The sequence below is a fragment of the Collinsella sp. AM24-1 genome, from assembly GCF_003470325.1.
Classification (GTDB): Bacteria; Actinomycetota; Coriobacteriia; order Coriobacteriales; family Coriobacteriaceae; genus Collinsella.
Genome location: NZ_QRHM01000006.1, coordinates 22,820 through 40,732 on the forward strand (window position 1 = coordinate 22,820; position 17,913 = coordinate 40,732).

Below are 17,913 nucleotides of genomic sequence, written 5' to 3' on the forward strand. Positions count from 1 at the left end.
CGGTGATGGACATGACGGATATGACGAGGGCGGCCGTGTCGCGCCGTCACTTTTTGCAGCTGGCGGGCGCCGGCATGCTTGCGCTGACGGGGACCACGCTTACCGGTTGCGGTAACTCTACCAGCGGCGAGGGCTCCGACAAGGGGTCCAAGCTTGCGGCCATTAAGTCGCGTGGTCATCTGAATGCCGGCGTCAAGAAGGACGTTCCCGGCTATGGCTATTACGACACCGCCAAGGGCCGCTTTGAGGGCATGGAAGTCGATTTGTGCTACCAGATCGCCGCTGCCGTCTTTGGCGTGAGCTACAAGGAGGCCCGCGCCCAGGAGCTTGTCGAGTTTACCGACGTAACGCCCAAGACGCGCGGCCCGCTGATCGATAACGGCCAGCTCGATGTGGTTGCGGCGACCTACACCATCACCGACGAGCGCAAGAAGAGCTGGGATTTCTCGACGCCGTACCGCACCGACTACGTGGGACTCATGGTCAAGAAGCGTTCGGACTTTACCTCGATTGAGGACTTGGACGGCAAGGTCATTGGCGTGAGCCAGGGTGCCACCACGCAGGGCCTGATCGAGCAGATGATCAAGGACAACGGCTTTAGCTGTAAGCCCGAGTTTAGGGCCTTTAGCGGCTATCCCATCATCAAGAGTTCGCTCGACGCCGGCAATATCGACGTCTTTGCCATGGACCGCTCCACGCTGGCCGGCTACATGAACGAGACCGTTGAGCTGCTGCAGCCCGAGGTCAAGTTTGGCGAGCAGGGCTACGGCGTGGCGACCAAGAAGGGCTGCGACCTTTCGGCTGTGGTCGATCAGGTGGTCTGCGATCGCTTGGCCGACGGCTGGCTCGATCAAGAGGTCAAGACCTGGGGTCTTGTGTAGGCGCATCGTCCAAGGAAGGAATCAAATGCTCGAAGGATTGTTTGACGCCGACCGCTGGTCGACGACATTTCAAAACATGGGGCCCTTCTGGGAGGGCTTTGGCGTGACGCTGCAGGTGGTCGTTGCTGGTCTGCTGCTGTCGCTGGTGCTGGGCACGCTGCTGGGCGTGTTCTCGACCACCCGTTCGCGTGTACTGCGCGCCATCAGCCGCGTGTACGTTGAGTTTTACCAGAATACCCCGCTACCCGTGCAGGTGCTCTTTATGTATATGGCTGGCCCGCAGTTTTTGCAGGCCATGACCGGTGCCGACCAGCCGGTGCGCATCGCGCCGTTCGTGTTGGGCTTCTTGGGCGTGGGCCTGTATCACGCGGCCTATATCTCGGAGGTCATCCGCACCGGTATCGAGGCGGTTCCGCGCGGTCAGATGGAGGCGGCCCAGAGCCAGGGCTTCACCCGTGCGCAGGCATACTGGTACATCGTGCTGCCCCAGACGTTCAAGATCATTCTGCCGCCACTGTGTAACCAGGCGCTCAACCTGGTCAAAAATACGTCGGTGCTGGCGCTTGTGGCCGGCGGCGACCTTATGTACTGTTCCGACAACTTTGTGAGTCTGTACGGTTACCTGCAGGGGTACATCGTCTGCTGCCTTATGTACTTCATTATCTGCTTTCCGCTCGCCATGCTGGTGCAGTGGCTCGAGCGCCGCTCCAAGGAGCGTCCGCGCGGTGTGAGCCTGGCCGAGCTGGGGCTCGACAACGTAGAGGAGGCCTAGCGCATGGAAATCTTCAACGCGACCAACCTGCTCTACATTTGGGGCGGCTTTGTTAAGACCATAGAGATCTCGGCGCTGTCGATCTTTTTCTCGCTCATCTTTGGCACGGTGCTGGCGCTCGTTAAAAGCTATGCGCCCCGCCCATTCCGTATTCTGGTGAGCGCCTATATCGAGCTGTTCCGCTGCACGCCGAACCTGCTGTGGATCCTGTTTATCTACTTTACGGTGCAGGGTTTGGACATTGTTATTTCGACCATTGCCTTTACGCTGTTTACCAGCGCCGTTATGGCCGAGATTGTGCGCGGCGGTCTCAACTCGATTCCGCGCGGCCAGTTTGAGGCGGCGCAGAGCCAGGGCTTTGGCTTCTTTGCCACCATGCGCTACATCATTCTGCCGCAGACGTTTAAGACGATCATTCCGGCGCTGTTTAGCCAGTGCACGACCGTCATTAAGGACAGCTCGTATCTTTCGGGCATTAACGTGGCCGAGCTCATGTACACGGCAAACGTCGTGATGGCCCACGCGATCGATCTGTCGCAGGTGCTTATGCTCTACGGCCTGGTGTTTGCGATGTACTTTGTGCTCAACTTTGGTATCTCGTTGCTGGTCCGAGCATATCAACGCCGTATTGTGGCAGCGTAGTCCTGCTTCCCCAAGCACGGCATCTTGCCCCTCAATCGTCGCTTGCGTACATTTAGTACGCGGCGCTCCTCTTTCGGGGCAATCTGCCGCACTTGGGAAACCAGGACGGTCGTAAGTGACAAAATGAGAATCAGGAATCGCCTATTTCTCATTTGTTAGAAAGGAATCGCGATGAGCGATCTGGAGAACAAAAAGAGCCCCGTGGTCATTACCATCGCGCGCGACTTTGGTGCCGAGGGCCACGAGATCGGACGCATCCTCGCCAACGAGTTGGGGATTCCGCTGTACGATAACGAGCTGCTGGTGCGTGCTTCGCTGCGCGCGGGCGAGTCGCTCGACAAGATGGCCGCTTACGACGAGCGCCTGGCCGTGGAGAACATGGCTTTTCTGCCCGACCGTTACGATGCGCGTTCGTACTCGGACAAGTTGTTCCAGAAGATGAGCCAGGTGATTTTGGATCTGGGCGAGACCGAGAGCTGCATTATCGAAGGCCGTCTGTCCGATTACCTGCTGCGCAACAACCCCAATCACATTGCCGTGCTGGTGACCGCACCCTTTGAGGACCGCGTCGAGATCGTGCGCAAAAAGCGCGGCCTCAACAAAAAGAAGGGCGCCAAGCTGGTCAAGCAGCAGCAGAAGGCGCGCGAAGCGTTCTATAAGCGCTATAGCGCCGGAAAGTGGAAGATGACGAGCGGTAAAGACATCGTTGTCAACCGCGCCAAGCTGGGCCGCGAAGGCTGCAAAGATGTTATCGCCGCTGCCTACCGCTACAAAGTCGCCCAGCTCGAAGGCTAGCCGACAAAAACCACCACAAGGGGGACACAGGCACCTTTGTGGTGGTTTTTGTTTTAGGCCGAGGGAAAGGCCTTGGTGAGACCGGCGCGCGTCTGCGTGTCGGTCTTTTGATAAATGGAGCTCAGGTGGCGCTGTACCATGCGCATCGAGATGCCGAGCTCCTCGGCGATCTGCTTGAGCGGGCGTTCATCCTGGGTCACGGCTATGAGCACGTCGACTTCGCGCGGGGTGAGAGCGTGGTTGACGATGAAGACCTGACGCTGCTCCTCGATACTCGGTGCTGCCAGTGCCTCCTCGGCAAGCTGTTGATGTTCGCGCTCCTGCTCGGTTTGGGGCAGGCGGAACAAGCCGGCTGCCACGAATGCTGCGCAGGCGGCGACGAGCAAAACGAGCGCACCGATCATGATGAGAGCAACATTGCCCGAGGTCACAAGCGCAAGCGAGACGCCCGACGTGGTGAACGCGCACACGTTATTGGCCGCACGGCCCATGCCGGCCCAGAAGGCGGGCACGTGCATGCGCGGTGCCAGCTGAGTAAACGTGGCGGTAAAGAACGTGACGAAAAAGCCCGAGCTCAGGTAAAAGACGACAAGGCCCAGGTTGGGATCGGCGCCGGCTTCCACGGCCAGGATGGAAATGGTCGAGAGCACGGCGATGCCGAGCATGACAAGTCCCATGTATCGGCGCTCGGCAAGATCAAAGATAATGCCGGCGGCAAGGCCGCTCGCCGCCAAAAAGAGGCGCGGCCATGTTTGCACGGCAATGGTGCCGTGGGCGTTGGAGAGCGTGACCACGTTGTCGAGGGTCGAGAACAAGCAGGCAAGAATCAGGACGAGCGCGATGCTCCAACACGCCTGCTTGGCAAGGGCGTGCGATGGCTCAACAAAGGGATTGATGGCGGGGCTGGAGCTCTCGGCAGCCTTTTGGGGAACGACGCTGAGGGCAGAGATGGCGATCGTTGCCGCGCCAAGAATGATGAGCTCGACGATGCCACCGCAATTGAGCAGGTTGATGGCGAACTGCATCAGGATGCCCGCGGCATAGGCTGCTCCCGCACCGGTGGCGAGCTTGGGATCGTCTTGGAATGTCGTTGCGAAGGCATGGTGTGCCGCGCCGCCCAGTAGGCCGAGTCCGAGGAATGCGAGGCATCCCAGAATCTCGAGCGCAAGCGGGCTCGTGGGGGACTGAATCTGAGTCAACCCCAAGATGGCGATGGGGACGGCGGCGCTGACAACTGCCTGAGGCCGGCCTTTGCGCTGTGCGAGCCCGAGCAGCGGCGCATATCCGATAAAGCCGATCACGCTGGCGCCCAGGATAAAGCCCTGTGCGAGCACAACGCGTTCGGCACCGGTGAGTAGCCCGACATTGATGTCGAATCGAAACTCGGCGGCAAGAAAGACAAAGGTAAAGAGCGCAAGTGCCAGAAGCGCGTTGATTTTAGGCTTACTCAGGTTCAAGGACGGTCCTTTGGGTGGACGGAACAATCGTGCCCTCGATTGTAGACCATGACGGTAGGGGGCAGGCCTTTCGTGGGGGGCGGGGTGCGCTTGCCAATTGCATGCTCGTTGCCTTTTGCGCTGGCAGGTGCGCCACATGAGAATTTGTGTCCCAGGATCCGGATATCTTCCCGTAACATGGTGTTATAGAAGCACCCCTTACGACAAGGAGGCTCACATGCGAAAGCAAATCCATGACAACCCAATCGACCACGGCTGCTCGTGCGCGCTCTCTCATGGAACGTGGCGTCGCGTGGGCGCCAAGCTTGCCTGCGCGGGGGCTTGCGCGCTCATGGCCGGCCAGCTGCTGCTGCCGAGCGTGGCGCTCGCCGCCGAGTGGGTCAACGTGGGCGGCACGCAGTACGACGCGGGCACTGCCGCCGGCGACGATGCGGGAACCTGGTCCTGGGATGGCGCTAACGACATGAAGCTCAACGGCTACGACGGTACCGGCATCAGCGCTCAGGGCAACCTCACCATCGATGTGGCGGGCACCAACACCATCACGGCCGATGCCGGTCAGAGCGCTATTGCTGCCAAGAACGGCAACCTTGCCATTACCGGCGACGGCACCCTGAATGCGACGGCCCAGACCGATGTGATTGCGGCGGAAGGCGACGGCAATGCGGGTGGCGATGTGACCATCAGCGGCGCCAACGTCAACGTGACGGCTTCGGGCGCAGTGAACAGTGCGACGGGCATTCGCGCGACGGCCGGCAGCGTGACGATCGATAAGGGCGCCGATGTCAAAATCGAGGCAAAATCGGCGGAAGGATCTTGGCGTCCAACGGTGGGCACCTACGGTATCTTTGCCGATAACCTTCCCAGTAGACACGCTGCTCAGGAAGGCGAGCAGGAAGAACCGGATTATGTCTCCGTGCACGGGGGCGACGTCACGATCGATGCCGCCAACCTGTCGATCAAGACAGCCGATGCCTGGCAGGTTTCCGTGTGCATCAATACGGTCGGTATCAAAAAGAATACCCTCATGAAAATCGTCAACAGAGCCGATGTCGCGCTTTCCGCCGGCAGTGCGGCTTCGCTCTCGGCGGGCATCAGCGCGCGTTCGCAAAGCGGTGCGGTGTGGATGCTTGTCGAGGAGTCGAATCTTACGTCTCGAAGCCTGTCTGCTGCAAACGGCATCGATGCCGTCCGCAATCAAAGTTTTGGAATCATGGCAGAGGCAAACACCGGGTCGGAAACGCCTCGTATCAAGATTCGCAAATCGAAGATTGAGGCCTCGGGTGCGACTGCGGGAATCTATGCGATCAACTGCAACGACGCGACTGCGACGCTGTTCCGTGCCGCGATGATCGATTTACGAGGAAACGCGATGATTACGACTCCGACGGACGGTGCCGTGCGCGATGTGAAAAAGGTTGTCGATACGGGGAAATGGCCGAGCTCCCAGAACGGGCAGATCGTCGGTGTTGCCGGTTCGTCTGCCATTACGGATATCGTCGGTTCTGCCGAGGTCGCCCATGATGTAGTGATTGATTTTGGAGACGGACAGGAGCCGGAGCCGACGCCCGATCCAGAGCCGACGCCGGAGCCCGATCCCGACCCCATACCCAATCCCGAGCAGAAGCCTGGCCTCAAGTCCGTAGACAAGGACGTAAAGACCACCACGGCGGTCACCAAGACCGTTACGACCAAGACTGCCGCCGGCGCCAAAAACGCTTCCGGTGTTCTGGCTGCCACAGGCGACAACGCTGCGATGGCGGCGGCAGCCCTCGGCATTGCCGGTGCGTCCGTCATCGGCGCCGGCTTCGTCGCGTCCAAGCGCCGCGACCGCTAGCGCAAGCTTCCGCAACATAAAACAGCGGAGGTACCCCTTACGACAAGGAGGCTCACATGCGAAAGCAAATCCATGACAACTCAATCAACCACGGCCGTGCGTGCTCGTTCTCCCACGGAACATGGCGCCGCGTAGGCACAAAACTCGCCTGCGCGGGGGCCTGCGTGCTCATGGCCGGCCAGCTGCTGCTGCCGAGCGTGGCACTCGCCGCCGAGTGGGTCAACGTGGGCGGCACGCAGTACAACAAGGCCGCCGGCGACGATGCCGGAACCTGGTCCTGGGACGGTGGCGACGACATGAAGCTCAACGGCTACGACGGCGCCGGCATCAGTGCTCAGGGCAACCTCAATATCGGCGTGACGGGCACCAACACCGTAACGGCCGATGCCTTACAGAGCGCTATCGAGGTCAAGGACGGCAACCTTGCCATCACGGGGGAGGGAACCCTCAACGCGACGGCCGAACCGCAGAAGAGCAGGAGCGCTGTTAAGGTCGAGTACGGTAGCCTCGCCATCTCGGGCGACGTGACTCTCAACGCGACGGCCGGGACCGATACGATAGCGGTTTCGGGGGACGGCAAGACCGGCGGCGACGTGGACATCCGCGGTGCCAACGTTAACGTGACGGCAACGAACAAAGTGCCTCATACCATCGGCATTCACACGCGGGCAGGCAACATAACCATTAACGAGGGCGCCGACGTCCACGTCGAGGCGGAGGCGAATGGGGGGCTCAACGCCGTTGCAGTCTATGCCGAAAACATCTCCTCCGAGCATGGAGGGTGCATCGCGGTGGATAACGCAAAATTAGATGCGGCGGCGCGCAATGGATGCAGTGTGTCGGTCGCCTTGTATTCGTTCGGGGGTAAGGATACATATTTGAGTATTACCAACGGAGCGGATGTTACGCTCGTGGCGAGTGATAGGGCCGATGTTTTGGATGGTGTTTGGATGCTCGCGCAGGACGGCGTGTCGCGGGTGCTCGTCGAGAATTCGAGCCTTACAGTTCGATGCGGTGACGGAACTGGCTACAGTCGTAAACATGGCTACGGAATATATTCCCAATCCGGCTCCCAGTCCGCCATCCCTCGAATTGACATCATTAATTCAAATGTTGAGGCGTCGGGTAATACGGCGGCAATCTACGCTGTCAATCTGGGTGATGCAGCCCCTTGTCTCACAATTGATGGCGGATCGGTAGTTACGACTCCCGCCGGCGGCACCGTGCGAGAAACTGCGGGAAACGGACTCGTCATCGGTGCTGCCGGGTCGTCCGCTATCCAGGATGTTAGGACCTCCGACGAGGTTGCCCGCAGCGTGGTAATCAGCTCCGGAGATGCGGTCGAGCCTGAGCCCACGCCGCAGCCTGAGCCCACCCCGGCTCCCACGTCGCAGCCAGGCGGCGGAAGTGAGACTGGCACGCCGTCCGTGACGCTGACTCAGGCGAGTTCCACGGCTGCTGCCTCCAAGCCGGCCGCGAAGGCCACCGCTGCCCAGAAGTCCGTGGGCGCCCTGGCCGCCACGGGCGATAGCGCTGCGATGGCGGCGACAGCCCTCGGCATTGCCGGTGCGTCCGTCATCGGCGCCGGCTTCGTCGCGTCCAAGCGCCGCAACCGCTAGCGCAAGCTTTCATAGCCATTTTCAGCCGCCGCGTGGGCATAAATGCTCTTGCGGCGGCTCTTTGTATTTTCGCAGGTAGAGGCCTAGGTTCGCATCTACGAACCTAGGCATACGGAGTCTTTTGGCGCATCTTGGTTGTACAGGACCACCACAAAGGGGACAGGCACCTTTGTGGTGGTGTCCCTACGACCAAGGAGGGCGTCATGTGCGGAAGTCACTTTGATAAGCAAACCCAACGCGAGCGTACCTGCTCGCTGGTTCACGGTACCTGGCGTTGTGTGGGTGCCAAAATCGCTTGCGCCGGCGCGTGTGCGCTTATGGTCGGTCAGTTGCTGCTGCCGAGCGTGGCACTGGCGACGGAATGCGCCGATCCGGCCGCTGGGACGGATGAGGTTGCCGCGGCTCCGGTGACGCCGACGGTTGTGGAGGATACGGCGGCTCCGGCGATCGCGCCTGCAACCGATGCTGCTCTGACGGCGCAAGCCACCGCTGAGCCTCAGCAGACGGTCCCGACTGGCGCCACCGATGAATCCAACGATGCGGCACCCGCTGAACAAAATACTCCCAGCGACAACGCCGCCACGCCGGCGAATGACGCCATCATGCCCTGTGGTGTGACCGATGTTGTTGGCGGCAGCGGCGTTAGGGTCAATATTACGGTGCGGAACAATTACACCGACATCAAGAAAGAAGAAACGATTGAGTATGTGGAGGGGATTGCCCTTGTAGATGGAGACCAGTCTGCTCTCGATGGTAGCGCTTTGACTTTTATCGGCCTGGGGGACTTGATCGTCCATGCGGCGTATGACAGTGCGAGCAATAAAACAACGCTTACCCTGGATATCAGCAAGATTCAGAGACAGAAGGAGGAGCAGAAGTACTTTACGGAGTACAAAGAGAATAAGTCCAAGATGACGACCACCTATGATGGATCCAAGCTTACGTATACGGGTACAGAGCCCGGGAATATCATCATCGGTGATCCGGACGACGCCTTTAAAGGAGACACCGAGGCGACCGGGAAACCAACTATTAACGAGATCCGGGATGACTACTACACCCGCACCCATGTCTACGAGAGGGCGTGCCTTGTTATCCCGGCAGCGGAATCAGAATCGGAATCCGTCTCCTTTGCCAATGTTCAGAATACGAACTTCAATTGGCAGCTGGATACTGGTCCGCAGGCGACGGCAGGTGTCCCTAACTACGATGCAGATAAATACGAAATCGCTTATGAATGCTGGCAGGAATTTGAAAACAACGAACCCGTTGCTGCCTGGTATTCCGATAACGGCTCACATGGTTCCCTGCCGACTATTACAAAGTTTAAAAGCGGGAAAGAGTACGTGTATTCTCTTATGCTGAAGCCAAAAGACGGATATTCCTTCAGCGATGAAACCGTTGTTACCGTAAACGGGGAAACCGTAAAGTCGAGTCTAAGCGGAGAATTCCTGTATGTCCCTGCTATTAAAACAATTACGATGCCTGCTTCGTCGGAAAACGAAGCTCTTGAGAATCTAAACGTCAACGATGTGAAAATCGACTACGCGCCCGGCGAGGCGCCGCGTGCGACCGCGACGATTCCTGCCGCCGATGCCGATAAGTATGAGATCGCCTATGAGTGCTGGGAAGAGATGGACGGCAGCGACCCTGCGGAGCTCACGCCCGTTGCCTTCTGGTATTCCGACCCCGCAAAGTACACGCCGGGCATGAAGAAGATTGACCACTTCGAGGAGGGCAAGTTCTACATGTACTCCGTTGAGCTGAAGCTCAAGGGCGACAATACCGTGTCTGATGGCTGCGAAATGAACGTCAACGGCCATTGGGCGCACCACATCAAGACCGTCGACGGCGTCTTCGCACCAAACGCCGACAATATGCTGTGCGAGCAGCCGATCGACGAATGGCGGGCCATCGACGTTATCGAGATCAACGGCGCCACGACCACCTTCAAGGCAGGCGATAAGCCGATCTTTACGGCGAATGTTCCGACGGGTTCCAACTCCCTTCCTCAGTGTGAGTTCTGGATGGGCAGCGATGGCAGCGAAGTGAACTCTCAGAAGTTCTGGGATCAGAACATCACGAATCACATCGACGTCTTTAAGCCCGGCGTGACCTATCGCTACGGTATCTACCTCAAGTCCGCGCGCGGCTTCTACTTTACGCCCGACACCAAGCTGGTGATCAACGGCCAGGAGTGCGGCTACCAGGTGGGCGAAGCGAGTGTAGTTGATCCCGAGAGCGGCTGGATCTACACCCTGTGGCTCAACACCGATCTGACTTTTACGCCCGAAGCCACGTCGACTCCCGATCTGCAGCCTACGCCGGAACCCAAGCCGACGCCGCAGCCCGAGGTGAAGCCCGAGACCAAGTCCGCGGCCAAGCCGGCCACGACAACCGCCACGATCAAGACGGTTGAAAAAACCACGCAGGCCAAGAAGGGCGATGCTGTCCTGGCTACCACGGGGGATACCACCGCGATGACGGTCGCCGCCCTAGGCATCGCCGGCGCAACCGTAGCCGCCGTCGGCATCGCCGCGACCAAGCGCCGCAAGCGTTAGGTTTTGGTGGTGGCGCCTATCCTCGGCTTTTACAAAATCTCAATCTGTAACACCAAGCCAGATATTTGGGCTTCAGGTGTTACAGATTGAGATGAACTGTTCGGCTGCCAACCTAACGTCTCGATCTGTAACACGTAGCGAGGAATTTGGCCTCTAACTGTTACAGATTGAGACAAACTGGCCGGCCGAGTCCAGAACCACCGCAAAGGTGCCTGTCCCCTTTGCGGTGGTTTGCGCAGGTAGAACGGTAGGTTCGTATATATGAACCTACCGTTCGCTTTGTTTTTGGACGACGATTACGCTGGATGACTTTTGGTTTGCAAGAAAGGAACGACCATGAGGTGGACTACTGTTCGAGCGCTTTGCCGCCGCCTGACCATTGCCGCGGTGACCCTCACCATGGTGACGGGCTCGTTGCCTGTGGGCGCGTTTGCTGAGGTGCTCACCACCGATAGCACCTTTGTGCAGACGGATGTCGACCAAGTATACGCCGCCGACCCCGCCGACGCCGCGCCCGATGCCGATGCCGCCAGCGCTGCCGACCCCGCGCCCGATGCCGATGCCGCCAACGCTGCCGACCCCACAGCGCTCGAGGCCGGTGACACCCCTACGCCCCCGGCCTCCGAGATTGCATCGGCGGCGGGCCTGACGGGCGCCGGACAGACCGAGAGCACACCTGCGGGTACGCTTGCCACCGATCTTGTCGAGGGCAAGGAGCTCGCCGAGCAGCAAAAGCAAGAGGAGGCTTCCGGCACCGAGGCGACCTGGAACGAAGAACTTGAACTCTGGGCAACCTCGAAGGGCGCCACGGGCGTAAAGGACGAATACGACGATGGCTACGTGGCCGGCGAGCAGACCCCCGCGCAGTACTACTTCTCGATTGATAGCCTCACCAATGAAATTTCTATCGAGTATGGCGACGCGGGCATTACCACGTTGGAGGTGCCCTCGACCATCGACGGCAAGCATGTCGTAAGCCTTAGGGGCATGGGAAAGCCCGCTCTCACATCGGTCACCTTCGCCCCCGATTCGCACGTCCGCACCGTTGGCGGCCTGGGAGGCAGCAGCATCAAGGAAATCGCACTGCCCGATTCGGTTGAGGAGTTGGGCTGGAATGCGTTTACTGGAAGCAAGACACTTCAGACGGTGACCTGGCCCAATAACGCGGCCTTTACCACGATTCCCGAGCAGGCCTTTGAGGGCTGCGAACAGCTTGACGACAATGTGGTGGCAACGCTGCCACCTTCGGTTAAGACTATTGACTATCGTGCCTTCGCCAATTGCGGCGTGCCGCAGTTCTATGTCTCGGATACAACGGTACTCACCTTTACGCAGATCAATGTGCCGGGCACGGTGGAGCGGATCGGGCACTATGCATTTTGTGGGTGCTCCTTTGTGTCGTCGGTGACGATTGGCGATGGTGTCAAATCTATCGGGGCGCTCGCGTTCGCCTCTCTTGATCCTGCGATTGCCGGCAAAGAGATTGTGCTACCCAAAAGCGTGGAAATGATAGAGTGGGGAGCTTTTGAGAACACGAGATACGGAAACGAGACGAACCATAATGCCGTTGCCCTGCGCGTGATGAACCCCGATCTTCAGTTTGGTGAGGCGGGCTATCCGGGCGACTATAATGAGCGCGTGACAATCGATGGCGTAACGTATGCGATTCCCTTTAGTGAAGGCCAGACCATCTATGCCTATGCGACCGATTCGGCTGGCAACCCCTCGATGGTCAAAAAGCTTGCCGATGGCGTGGCCGATCGCAAGGACTCCGTCGATTCCTCGAAGCCTGCCTACACGTTTGAGTGGATGGGCGAGGCGGCCCAGGTGACGGGCAAACTTCCCCAGAGCGCGACGGCTACACTCGTGCAGGCGGGGCAGTCCACGCCGCTGGCGGTTGGCGATGACGGCAGCTTTACAGCGGACGCTCTCTCCAAGACAGCAGCAACGCTGCGCATTTCGCTCGGCGGTTACTATGACATGGTGCTGGCGCGCCCGGGCGACCAGATGACGGGCACATGGAATATCGGAGAGATTAAGGCGGAGGACTTTACCAAGATTCCGGCTTCGCGCGCGATTGAGCTCAACGTGGGCTATCTTGAACCGATTGTGGGCCAGGATAAGACCGAACGCATTGAGCTCGATAGTCTCGATAACATCGATCTGACGATGAAGAGCGGCGGCAAGACGCTTAAGCCTGCCAAGGGTGACAAAGAAAACGACTTCCGTATCCAGGGCACAGCGCTCGTGGTGTCGCAGGCCATTGCCGACGCGGACCAGGATCTGGAGATAACGCTCGAGCCCAAAGACAGCCTCAAGCTGGGTGGGGCGACGGCGACGGTGAAGCCTTCGGCCGGCAAGGTCGATATCGACTTGAAGCCCTGGGGCACGGCGGCGGTCACGACCAAGGGCGACTACCAGGGAGCCAACCGCGTGCTGGTGTTCCGTACGTCCGACGGCAAGCTGGTCGCCGACGGCGTCACCTATTTGATGGGTTACGAAGACGATGGCACCACGCCTATCATGAAGGCCGAGACGCCGCGCCTTAAGGCCGGTTCGTACACCATCGTCGCCTTTAACAAGACGAGCTACGACATCCAAGCGACGAGCTATTCCACGTTTAGCCGCCTAGGGCTGACCGTGGGTAAGCATATCGCGCAAAAGCAGGTGAAGATTGAGGACGGCAAACAGCTCGACGTGACGCTCGACGTCCCCACGTTTGACGTGGAGGCGTATCGTGCCGAGCGTGGGCTGACGGCGGGCTCGGTTATCGCTGATTCGTCCGCGGTCGTTGGCGTGGAGACCGAGCTGCGCATTCATTACGAGCTCAAGGACAGCCAGGCTACCAAGATTGAGATTCCGCTGGCCAAGGATGCCGTCGAGGATGTGTCCGCAGGCTCTCGCGATCCCGGTGATAGCTCCCGTACATGGTGGACTGACGCGACGTGGGAGGGCGACAACCTCGTTCTCGATATGAAGAAGGGCATGGGCGCCGATGTGTTTGTGCGCTTTAAGCCTAAGGCCGCGGGCATCTATGCTATCTCGCCGCTTATTACGCTGGGCGAGGTGACATTGCCGCTGGGAAGCACCACGCTCGAGGTTAGCGGATCGCGCATCGAGGTCGACAGCACCGACGTCCACAGCCTGCTGGGCAATGTGGCCTACGTTTATGCGGCGCCCGGCAAAAGCGTGCAGCTTACCGTGGGCGCGGGCGCCTCGGCCGCAAAGTACACTGGCAAGACCAATAAACTCGGCCGTGCCAAGATTGAATACGACCTGCCGCAGGATACGCTTGCCGCCGAGCGCGTGACGCTCGAGGCGCGCGTGGGCTCGACCGACGTCGCCGCCGCTGCCGCCGAGGTGACGGCTCGCAATTATGTGCGCTATGTTCCGGGCGCTTCGGTCTGGAACTTTGATGTGACGTATCGTGGCGGTACGCAAAACTTGGTCAAGGACGGCAAGGACACCGGCAAGAGCCTGTGGACCTTCCATCATCTGCCACAAAAGAAGAACGCCTACTGGACGTTCGATATCACACTCGAGGTGGGAAACGAAGAGGCCGCCGACACGCTCGACCTGTACGTGGACTGCGTGGATGGCAAGACGGTGACGATTCCTCTGACTCAAAAGTCGCGCGAGGGCACCCATGTGCGCTATGTGGCGGAGTATGTGGACGAGGGTTACCTTAAGCTTCTCGACGAGTTTAACAAGGCGAATGACTCGACCTATGTGAACTGCGGCAACTTTGAGCAGATCTTTATGCCGCAGACCTACCGCATCTCCAATGCTCAGCTTATGACCATGCTGAGTTTTGACGCAAACGCTTCGGCCAAAAAGCATTCCGCCGCGGCCGAGGAGCGCCAGCAGGAGTTCTCGAATGCCGTGCAGCAGTGGCACGAGTATATGATGGATAACTCGTTTAATGATGTCGACCAGGCGTTTAACGACGCGATTGATCAGATGGTCGCCGATGCGTTTGCCGAGGAAGATGAGAACGGTAAAGAGGACGAAGCCCAAGGTGGAGCTGCCCGTAAGGCTCGTCGCGCCCCTGCCGCCAGCGAAGGCGAGGGTGATGATGCTGGCAACGACGAGGCGGCGCAGTTTGCCGCCGAGCTTAAGGCTGCGGTTGGCGGCTCGTCGGCGCTGCTGACCAAGCAGGGCGACAGCTATGGCGTCAACGTGGACAAGATGATCTTTGAGGACGCGTACGGCACCGGTGAGGATTGGTACCAGGAACTCGCGTCGGCTCAGGGTGCAAGCGCGGCGGACGCGGCGGCGCTCAAGGAGCTTGTTGACCATGCATCGCGAGCGGAGTTTATTGCCCAGCAGGCCGAGGATCTGGTGGGCCAGTCGATGGGTATCGGCCAGCTCAACCAATACGGAAGCTGGAATGACGCAACCGCTGCGGCGCTCAACAAGTGTGCGGGCATTAAGGCCAGCGAGTACAACGGCCAGTCGACGAGCGGGTTTAACGATTTGGGCCAGGCGCTCGGCAGCTCGCTGAGCTACAAGGCGGCTGACGACGATACCGTTAAGGGCTTTAAGGTCGCCGCGCCCGATGGCGACGAGACCGCTTACATTGAGTCCGAGTTTATCGAGAACTCCAATAACAACAAAAACCAGGCGCTTCTGTTTAACTCGATCGCCATGCAATGCGACATTCTGGACAACCTGTACGACAACTGGAATGTGGTCCATAGCCTCAATAACTCTACGATTCGCGGTTGGCTTATGGCTTGGAAGCGCAACGGTGACGTCAGCGCCCACATGAAGCTCATCCGCACGATTCGTTCGCTCAAAAGCTACAAGATCGAGTGTGAGATGTTCGGCCAGGTCTTTAAGACCGATGCGTGGAAGGCGGCCGGACAGGCGTTTCCCGCGGCGACCCAGGGCATCGGCATCTTTACCGGCATTTACGGCGTGAACGATGCCAGCAAGAACTGGGAGAACGTGAACGTCCGTATGCAGAAGGTGAAGGGCGAGCGCGAGGGCTATGAGCTTCAGCATACGCGCTTGCTTGCCAAGCCCGAGAAGACCGAGGACGACTGGAAGTGCATTTACGCGCTGCGTGACGCCATGGAGAAGGCGCGTGCGTTTGAGGATCTGCTGTATCGCCAGCTCTGCCACGACAGCACCGATGTGGCGGTGGGCTCCATTATGACAATCGCCGGCGTGCTGACGGCCGGTTCGGCGGGTACCGTGGTGGGCGCTGCCTATGACGCGGCTTCGACCAGCGTAGGTTCGGAGCGCGCGATTAAGCTGACCAATGCCGAGTGCGCCTACGATGTCGCCTGTGAGCAGGTGGAGCGCGCGTGCCAGAATCGTATTACGGTCAACTGGGGTGAGCTGACTGATGCCGAGGTCTACAAGGCCAACAAGGACGGCTTGATCTCGGACGAGAAGATGCAGTCGATCTTCGAGGCGCGTTATCGCAATGTGGCTGCCAAGGCTGCACCCGACCCTGCGGGCGTGGTGTACGAGGGCCTGTTGTCCAATACGGTCGAGGGCGCAACGGTTGAGCTGTGGAGCGCCGACGATGCCGCCGGTACCAATGCAGTGCGTTGGGATGCCGAGGAGTATGAGCAGGACAATCCGCTTGCAACGGGTGCGGACGGTGCATACAACTGGAATACGCCGACCGGATGGTATCAGGTGCGCGTGACCAAGGACGGGTATGAGGAGGCGCGTTCGGCTTGGCTGCGCGTGCCGCCGATTCAGACTGAGGTGAACATTGGTTTGGTGTCGACGGCGGCGCCCGAGGTAGCTTCGGTCCATGCCTATACCGATTGCGTCGAGGTTGAGTTTGCGCAGTATATGGACGCGAGCGACGATACCCCGGTCGCATTGTGCGCGCAGGGCTTGGGCGACGTGACGTATACGTGGCTCGACAAGCAGGACGATCCCAATGGCAAGCCGTTGTCGCGCGTGCTGCGCATTCGCTATGCCGATGCGCGTGAGGCGGGCTCGACGGTGTCGTTTGAGCTCGACGGTGCTCGCAACTACGCCGGCAAGGCCATGGCGCGCTGGGCAAGCGGGGAGCTTGCCGTGGGCGTTCGTGCCGACAAGCTCGGGCTCAACGTGGAGCAGGCCGTGACCATGCTTGAGGGCAGTGACTTTGAGCTGGTGGCGCACGTGACCGATAAGGCGGGCAAGCCGTTTGCGGGCGCCAAGGCTAGTGTTGGGCTGGAGTCTACGGCTATCTGCTCCGTTGATGCTGCTCAGGCTGTGACGGGCGAGGATGGCGCGGCGACGTTTGTGCTGCATGGTGCTCTGCCCGGTTTGACGACGTTGACGGCGGCGGTGGACGGCACGGCGCTGTCCAAGCAGGTCGACGTGCGCGTGTCTGCCGAGGCCGTGCGACCGGCGCGACCGGCGGCGACGATTGGTGCGACGACGTTTGGCTTGTGGTCGCCCAAGGAGAATTACATTACGGTGCCCAAGGGTACGAAGCTGGAGCTTTCGGCCGAGGATGGCACGACCATTTGGTACACCACCAACGACACGTGTCCCTGCCGTGACGAAGGCCGCGTAAAGTACACCGAGCCTATTGCGCTCGATAGCAACATGTATGTGCGCATTGCGGCACAGCGCCCTGGCATGTCGTACAGCGAGTATTCCGAGCGTTTGAACATTACGATTACGGTTACCGATGAGGCGACACCCGAGCCCAAGCCGGAGCCCGGGCCGGAGCCCGGGCCCAAGCCGACGCCTGGCGGCGGCGAGCAGGGTGGCGGTGCGGATGGCTCTGGCGGTACCGGGGCTCCTGCGGGTGGTTCGACTTCGACGACGACCACGGTGACGACGGACAAGTCCAAGGGTAAGGGCAAGAACGGCAAGAAGTCCGGCGGCGCGGAGCTCGCCAGCACGGGTGACTTCGCCGCGATGACGGTCGCCGCCCTGGGCATCGCCGGCGCAACCGTAGCCGTGGCCGGCATTGCTGCAACCAAGCGTCGCAAGCGCTAGGTTTTGGCGACAACGCCCATCCTCGGCTTTCGCAAAATCTCAACCTGTAACACCAGGCCAGTAAAAATGGCTCTAGGTGTTACAGATTTAGATGAACGGTCCGGCCGTCAGCCTAATGTCTCGATTTGTAACACTAAGCGGGATATTTGGCCTCTAACTGTTACAGATCGAGATTCAGCGGGGACGGCCGGCACAATGTCTCGATCTGTAACAACTACAAGGCTCAACAGGGTCTAACTGTTACAGATTGAGACAAACGCCGGAATTGGTTTGCCGACCAGACCCCAGATCACCACAAAGGCACCTGCCCCCTTTGTGGTGGTTGGGGTGGTCGGCATAGAAAAAGTCCCCGCCGGGCGTGTGCTCGACGGGGACTTTGCCGTTTG

General features: G+C 59.7%; 9 protein-coding genes. 8 read left to right on the top strand and 1 reads right to left on the bottom strand.

Annotated features, from left to right (window positions below; all coding sequences use genetic code 11):
• Positions 1 to 5: 5 nt before the first annotated feature.
• The 4 genes from DW661_RS03485 to DW661_RS03500 all read left to right on the top strand — a co-directional run bounded on the left by DW661_RS03485 (position 6) and on the right by DW661_RS03500 (position 3,090).
• Positions 6 to 881, top strand: coding sequence for a transporter substrate-binding domain-containing protein (locus tag DW661_RS03485; protein WP_118934655.1), 876 nt, complete (start codon positions 6 to 8; stop codon positions 879 to 881).
• A gap of 25 nt (positions 882 to 906) precedes the next feature.
• The gene (locus DW661_RS03490) at positions 907 to 1,653 is read left to right on the top strand and encodes an amino acid ABC transporter permease (RefSeq protein ID WP_118934657.1); all 747 of its coding nucleotides are present in this window, start codon (positions 907 to 909) and stop codon (positions 1,651 to 1,653) included.
• 3 nt (positions 1,654 to 1,656) lie between these two features.
• Positions 1,657 to 2,295, top strand: a complete 639-nt coding sequence (locus DW661_RS03495) for an amino acid ABC transporter permease (RefSeq protein ID WP_055285379.1) — start codon at positions 1,657 to 1,659, stop codon at positions 2,293 to 2,295.
• A gap of 171 nt (positions 2,296 to 2,466) precedes the next feature.
• A complete protein-coding gene (locus DW661_RS03500; RefSeq protein WP_022094991.1) occupies positions 2,467 to 3,090 on the top strand; it encodes an AAA family ATPase in 624 nt (207 codons plus the stop codon).
• Positions 3,091 to 3,143: 53 nt separating this feature from the next.
• On the opposite strand, the gene DW661_RS10220 is transcribed toward DW661_RS03500, so the two are convergent.
• Positions 3,144 to 4,547, bottom strand: a complete 1,404-nt coding sequence (locus DW661_RS10220) for a helix-turn-helix transcriptional regulator (protein ID WP_199584843.1) — start codon at positions 4,545 to 4,547, stop codon at positions 3,144 to 3,146.
• 217 nt (positions 4,548 to 4,764) lie between these two features.
• Here DW661_RS10220 and DW661_RS03510 point away from each other — a divergent pair, with 217 nt between their 5' ends.
• The 4 genes from DW661_RS03510 to DW661_RS03525 all read left to right on the top strand — a co-directional run bounded on the left by DW661_RS03510 (position 4,765) and on the right by DW661_RS03525 (position 17,527).
• A complete protein-coding gene (locus tag DW661_RS03510; RefSeq protein ID WP_118934659.1) occupies positions 4,765 to 6,384 on the top strand; it encodes an LPXTG cell wall anchor domain-containing protein in 1,620 nt (539 codons plus the stop codon).
• A gap of 56 nt (positions 6,385 to 6,440) precedes the next feature.
• On the top strand, positions 6,441 to 8,003 hold the full coding sequence (locus DW661_RS03515; RefSeq protein WP_118934661.1) for an LPXTG cell wall anchor domain-containing protein: 1,563 nt from the start codon (positions 6,441 to 6,443) through the stop codon (positions 8,001 to 8,003).
• A 203-nt stretch (positions 8,004 to 8,206) separates the two neighbouring features.
• The gene (locus DW661_RS03520) at positions 8,207 to 10,564 is read left to right on the top strand and encodes a hypothetical protein (RefSeq protein ID WP_118934663.1); all 2,358 of its coding nucleotides are present in this window, start codon (positions 8,207 to 8,209) and stop codon (positions 10,562 to 10,564) included.
• Between the two features lie 336 nt (positions 10,565 to 10,900).
• A complete protein-coding gene (locus DW661_RS03525) occupies positions 10,901 to 17,527 on the top strand; it encodes a leucine-rich repeat protein (RefSeq protein WP_118934665.1) in 6,627 nt (2,208 codons plus the stop codon).
• The last annotated feature ends 386 nt before the right edge of the window (positions 17,528 to 17,913 follow it).

Coding starts and splice junctions, on each gene's coding strand:
- DW661_RS03485 (WP_118934655.1), top strand. CDS start 6: ATGGACATGACGGATATGACGAGGGCGGCCGTGTCGCGCCGTCACTTT.
- DW661_RS03490 (WP_118934657.1), top strand. CDS start 907: ATGCTCGAAGGATTGTTTGACGCCGACCGCTGGTCGACGACATTTCAA.
- DW661_RS03495 (WP_055285379.1), top strand. CDS start 1,657: ATGGAAATCTTCAACGCGACCAACCTGCTCTACATTTGGGGCGGCTTT.
- DW661_RS03500 (WP_022094991.1), top strand. CDS start 2,467: ATGAGCGATCTGGAGAACAAAAAGAGCCCCGTGGTCATTACCATCGCG.
- DW661_RS03510 (WP_118934659.1), top strand. CDS start 4,765: ATGCGAAAGCAAATCCATGACAACCCAATCGACCACGGCTGCTCGTGC.
- DW661_RS03515 (WP_118934661.1), top strand. CDS start 6,441: ATGCGAAAGCAAATCCATGACAACTCAATCAACCACGGCCGTGCGTGC.
- DW661_RS03520 (WP_118934663.1), top strand. CDS start 8,207: ATGTGCGGAAGTCACTTTGATAAGCAAACCCAACGCGAGCGTACCTGC.
- DW661_RS03525 (WP_118934665.1), top strand. CDS start 10,901: ATGAGGTGGACTACTGTTCGAGCGCTTTGCCGCCGCCTGACCATTGCC.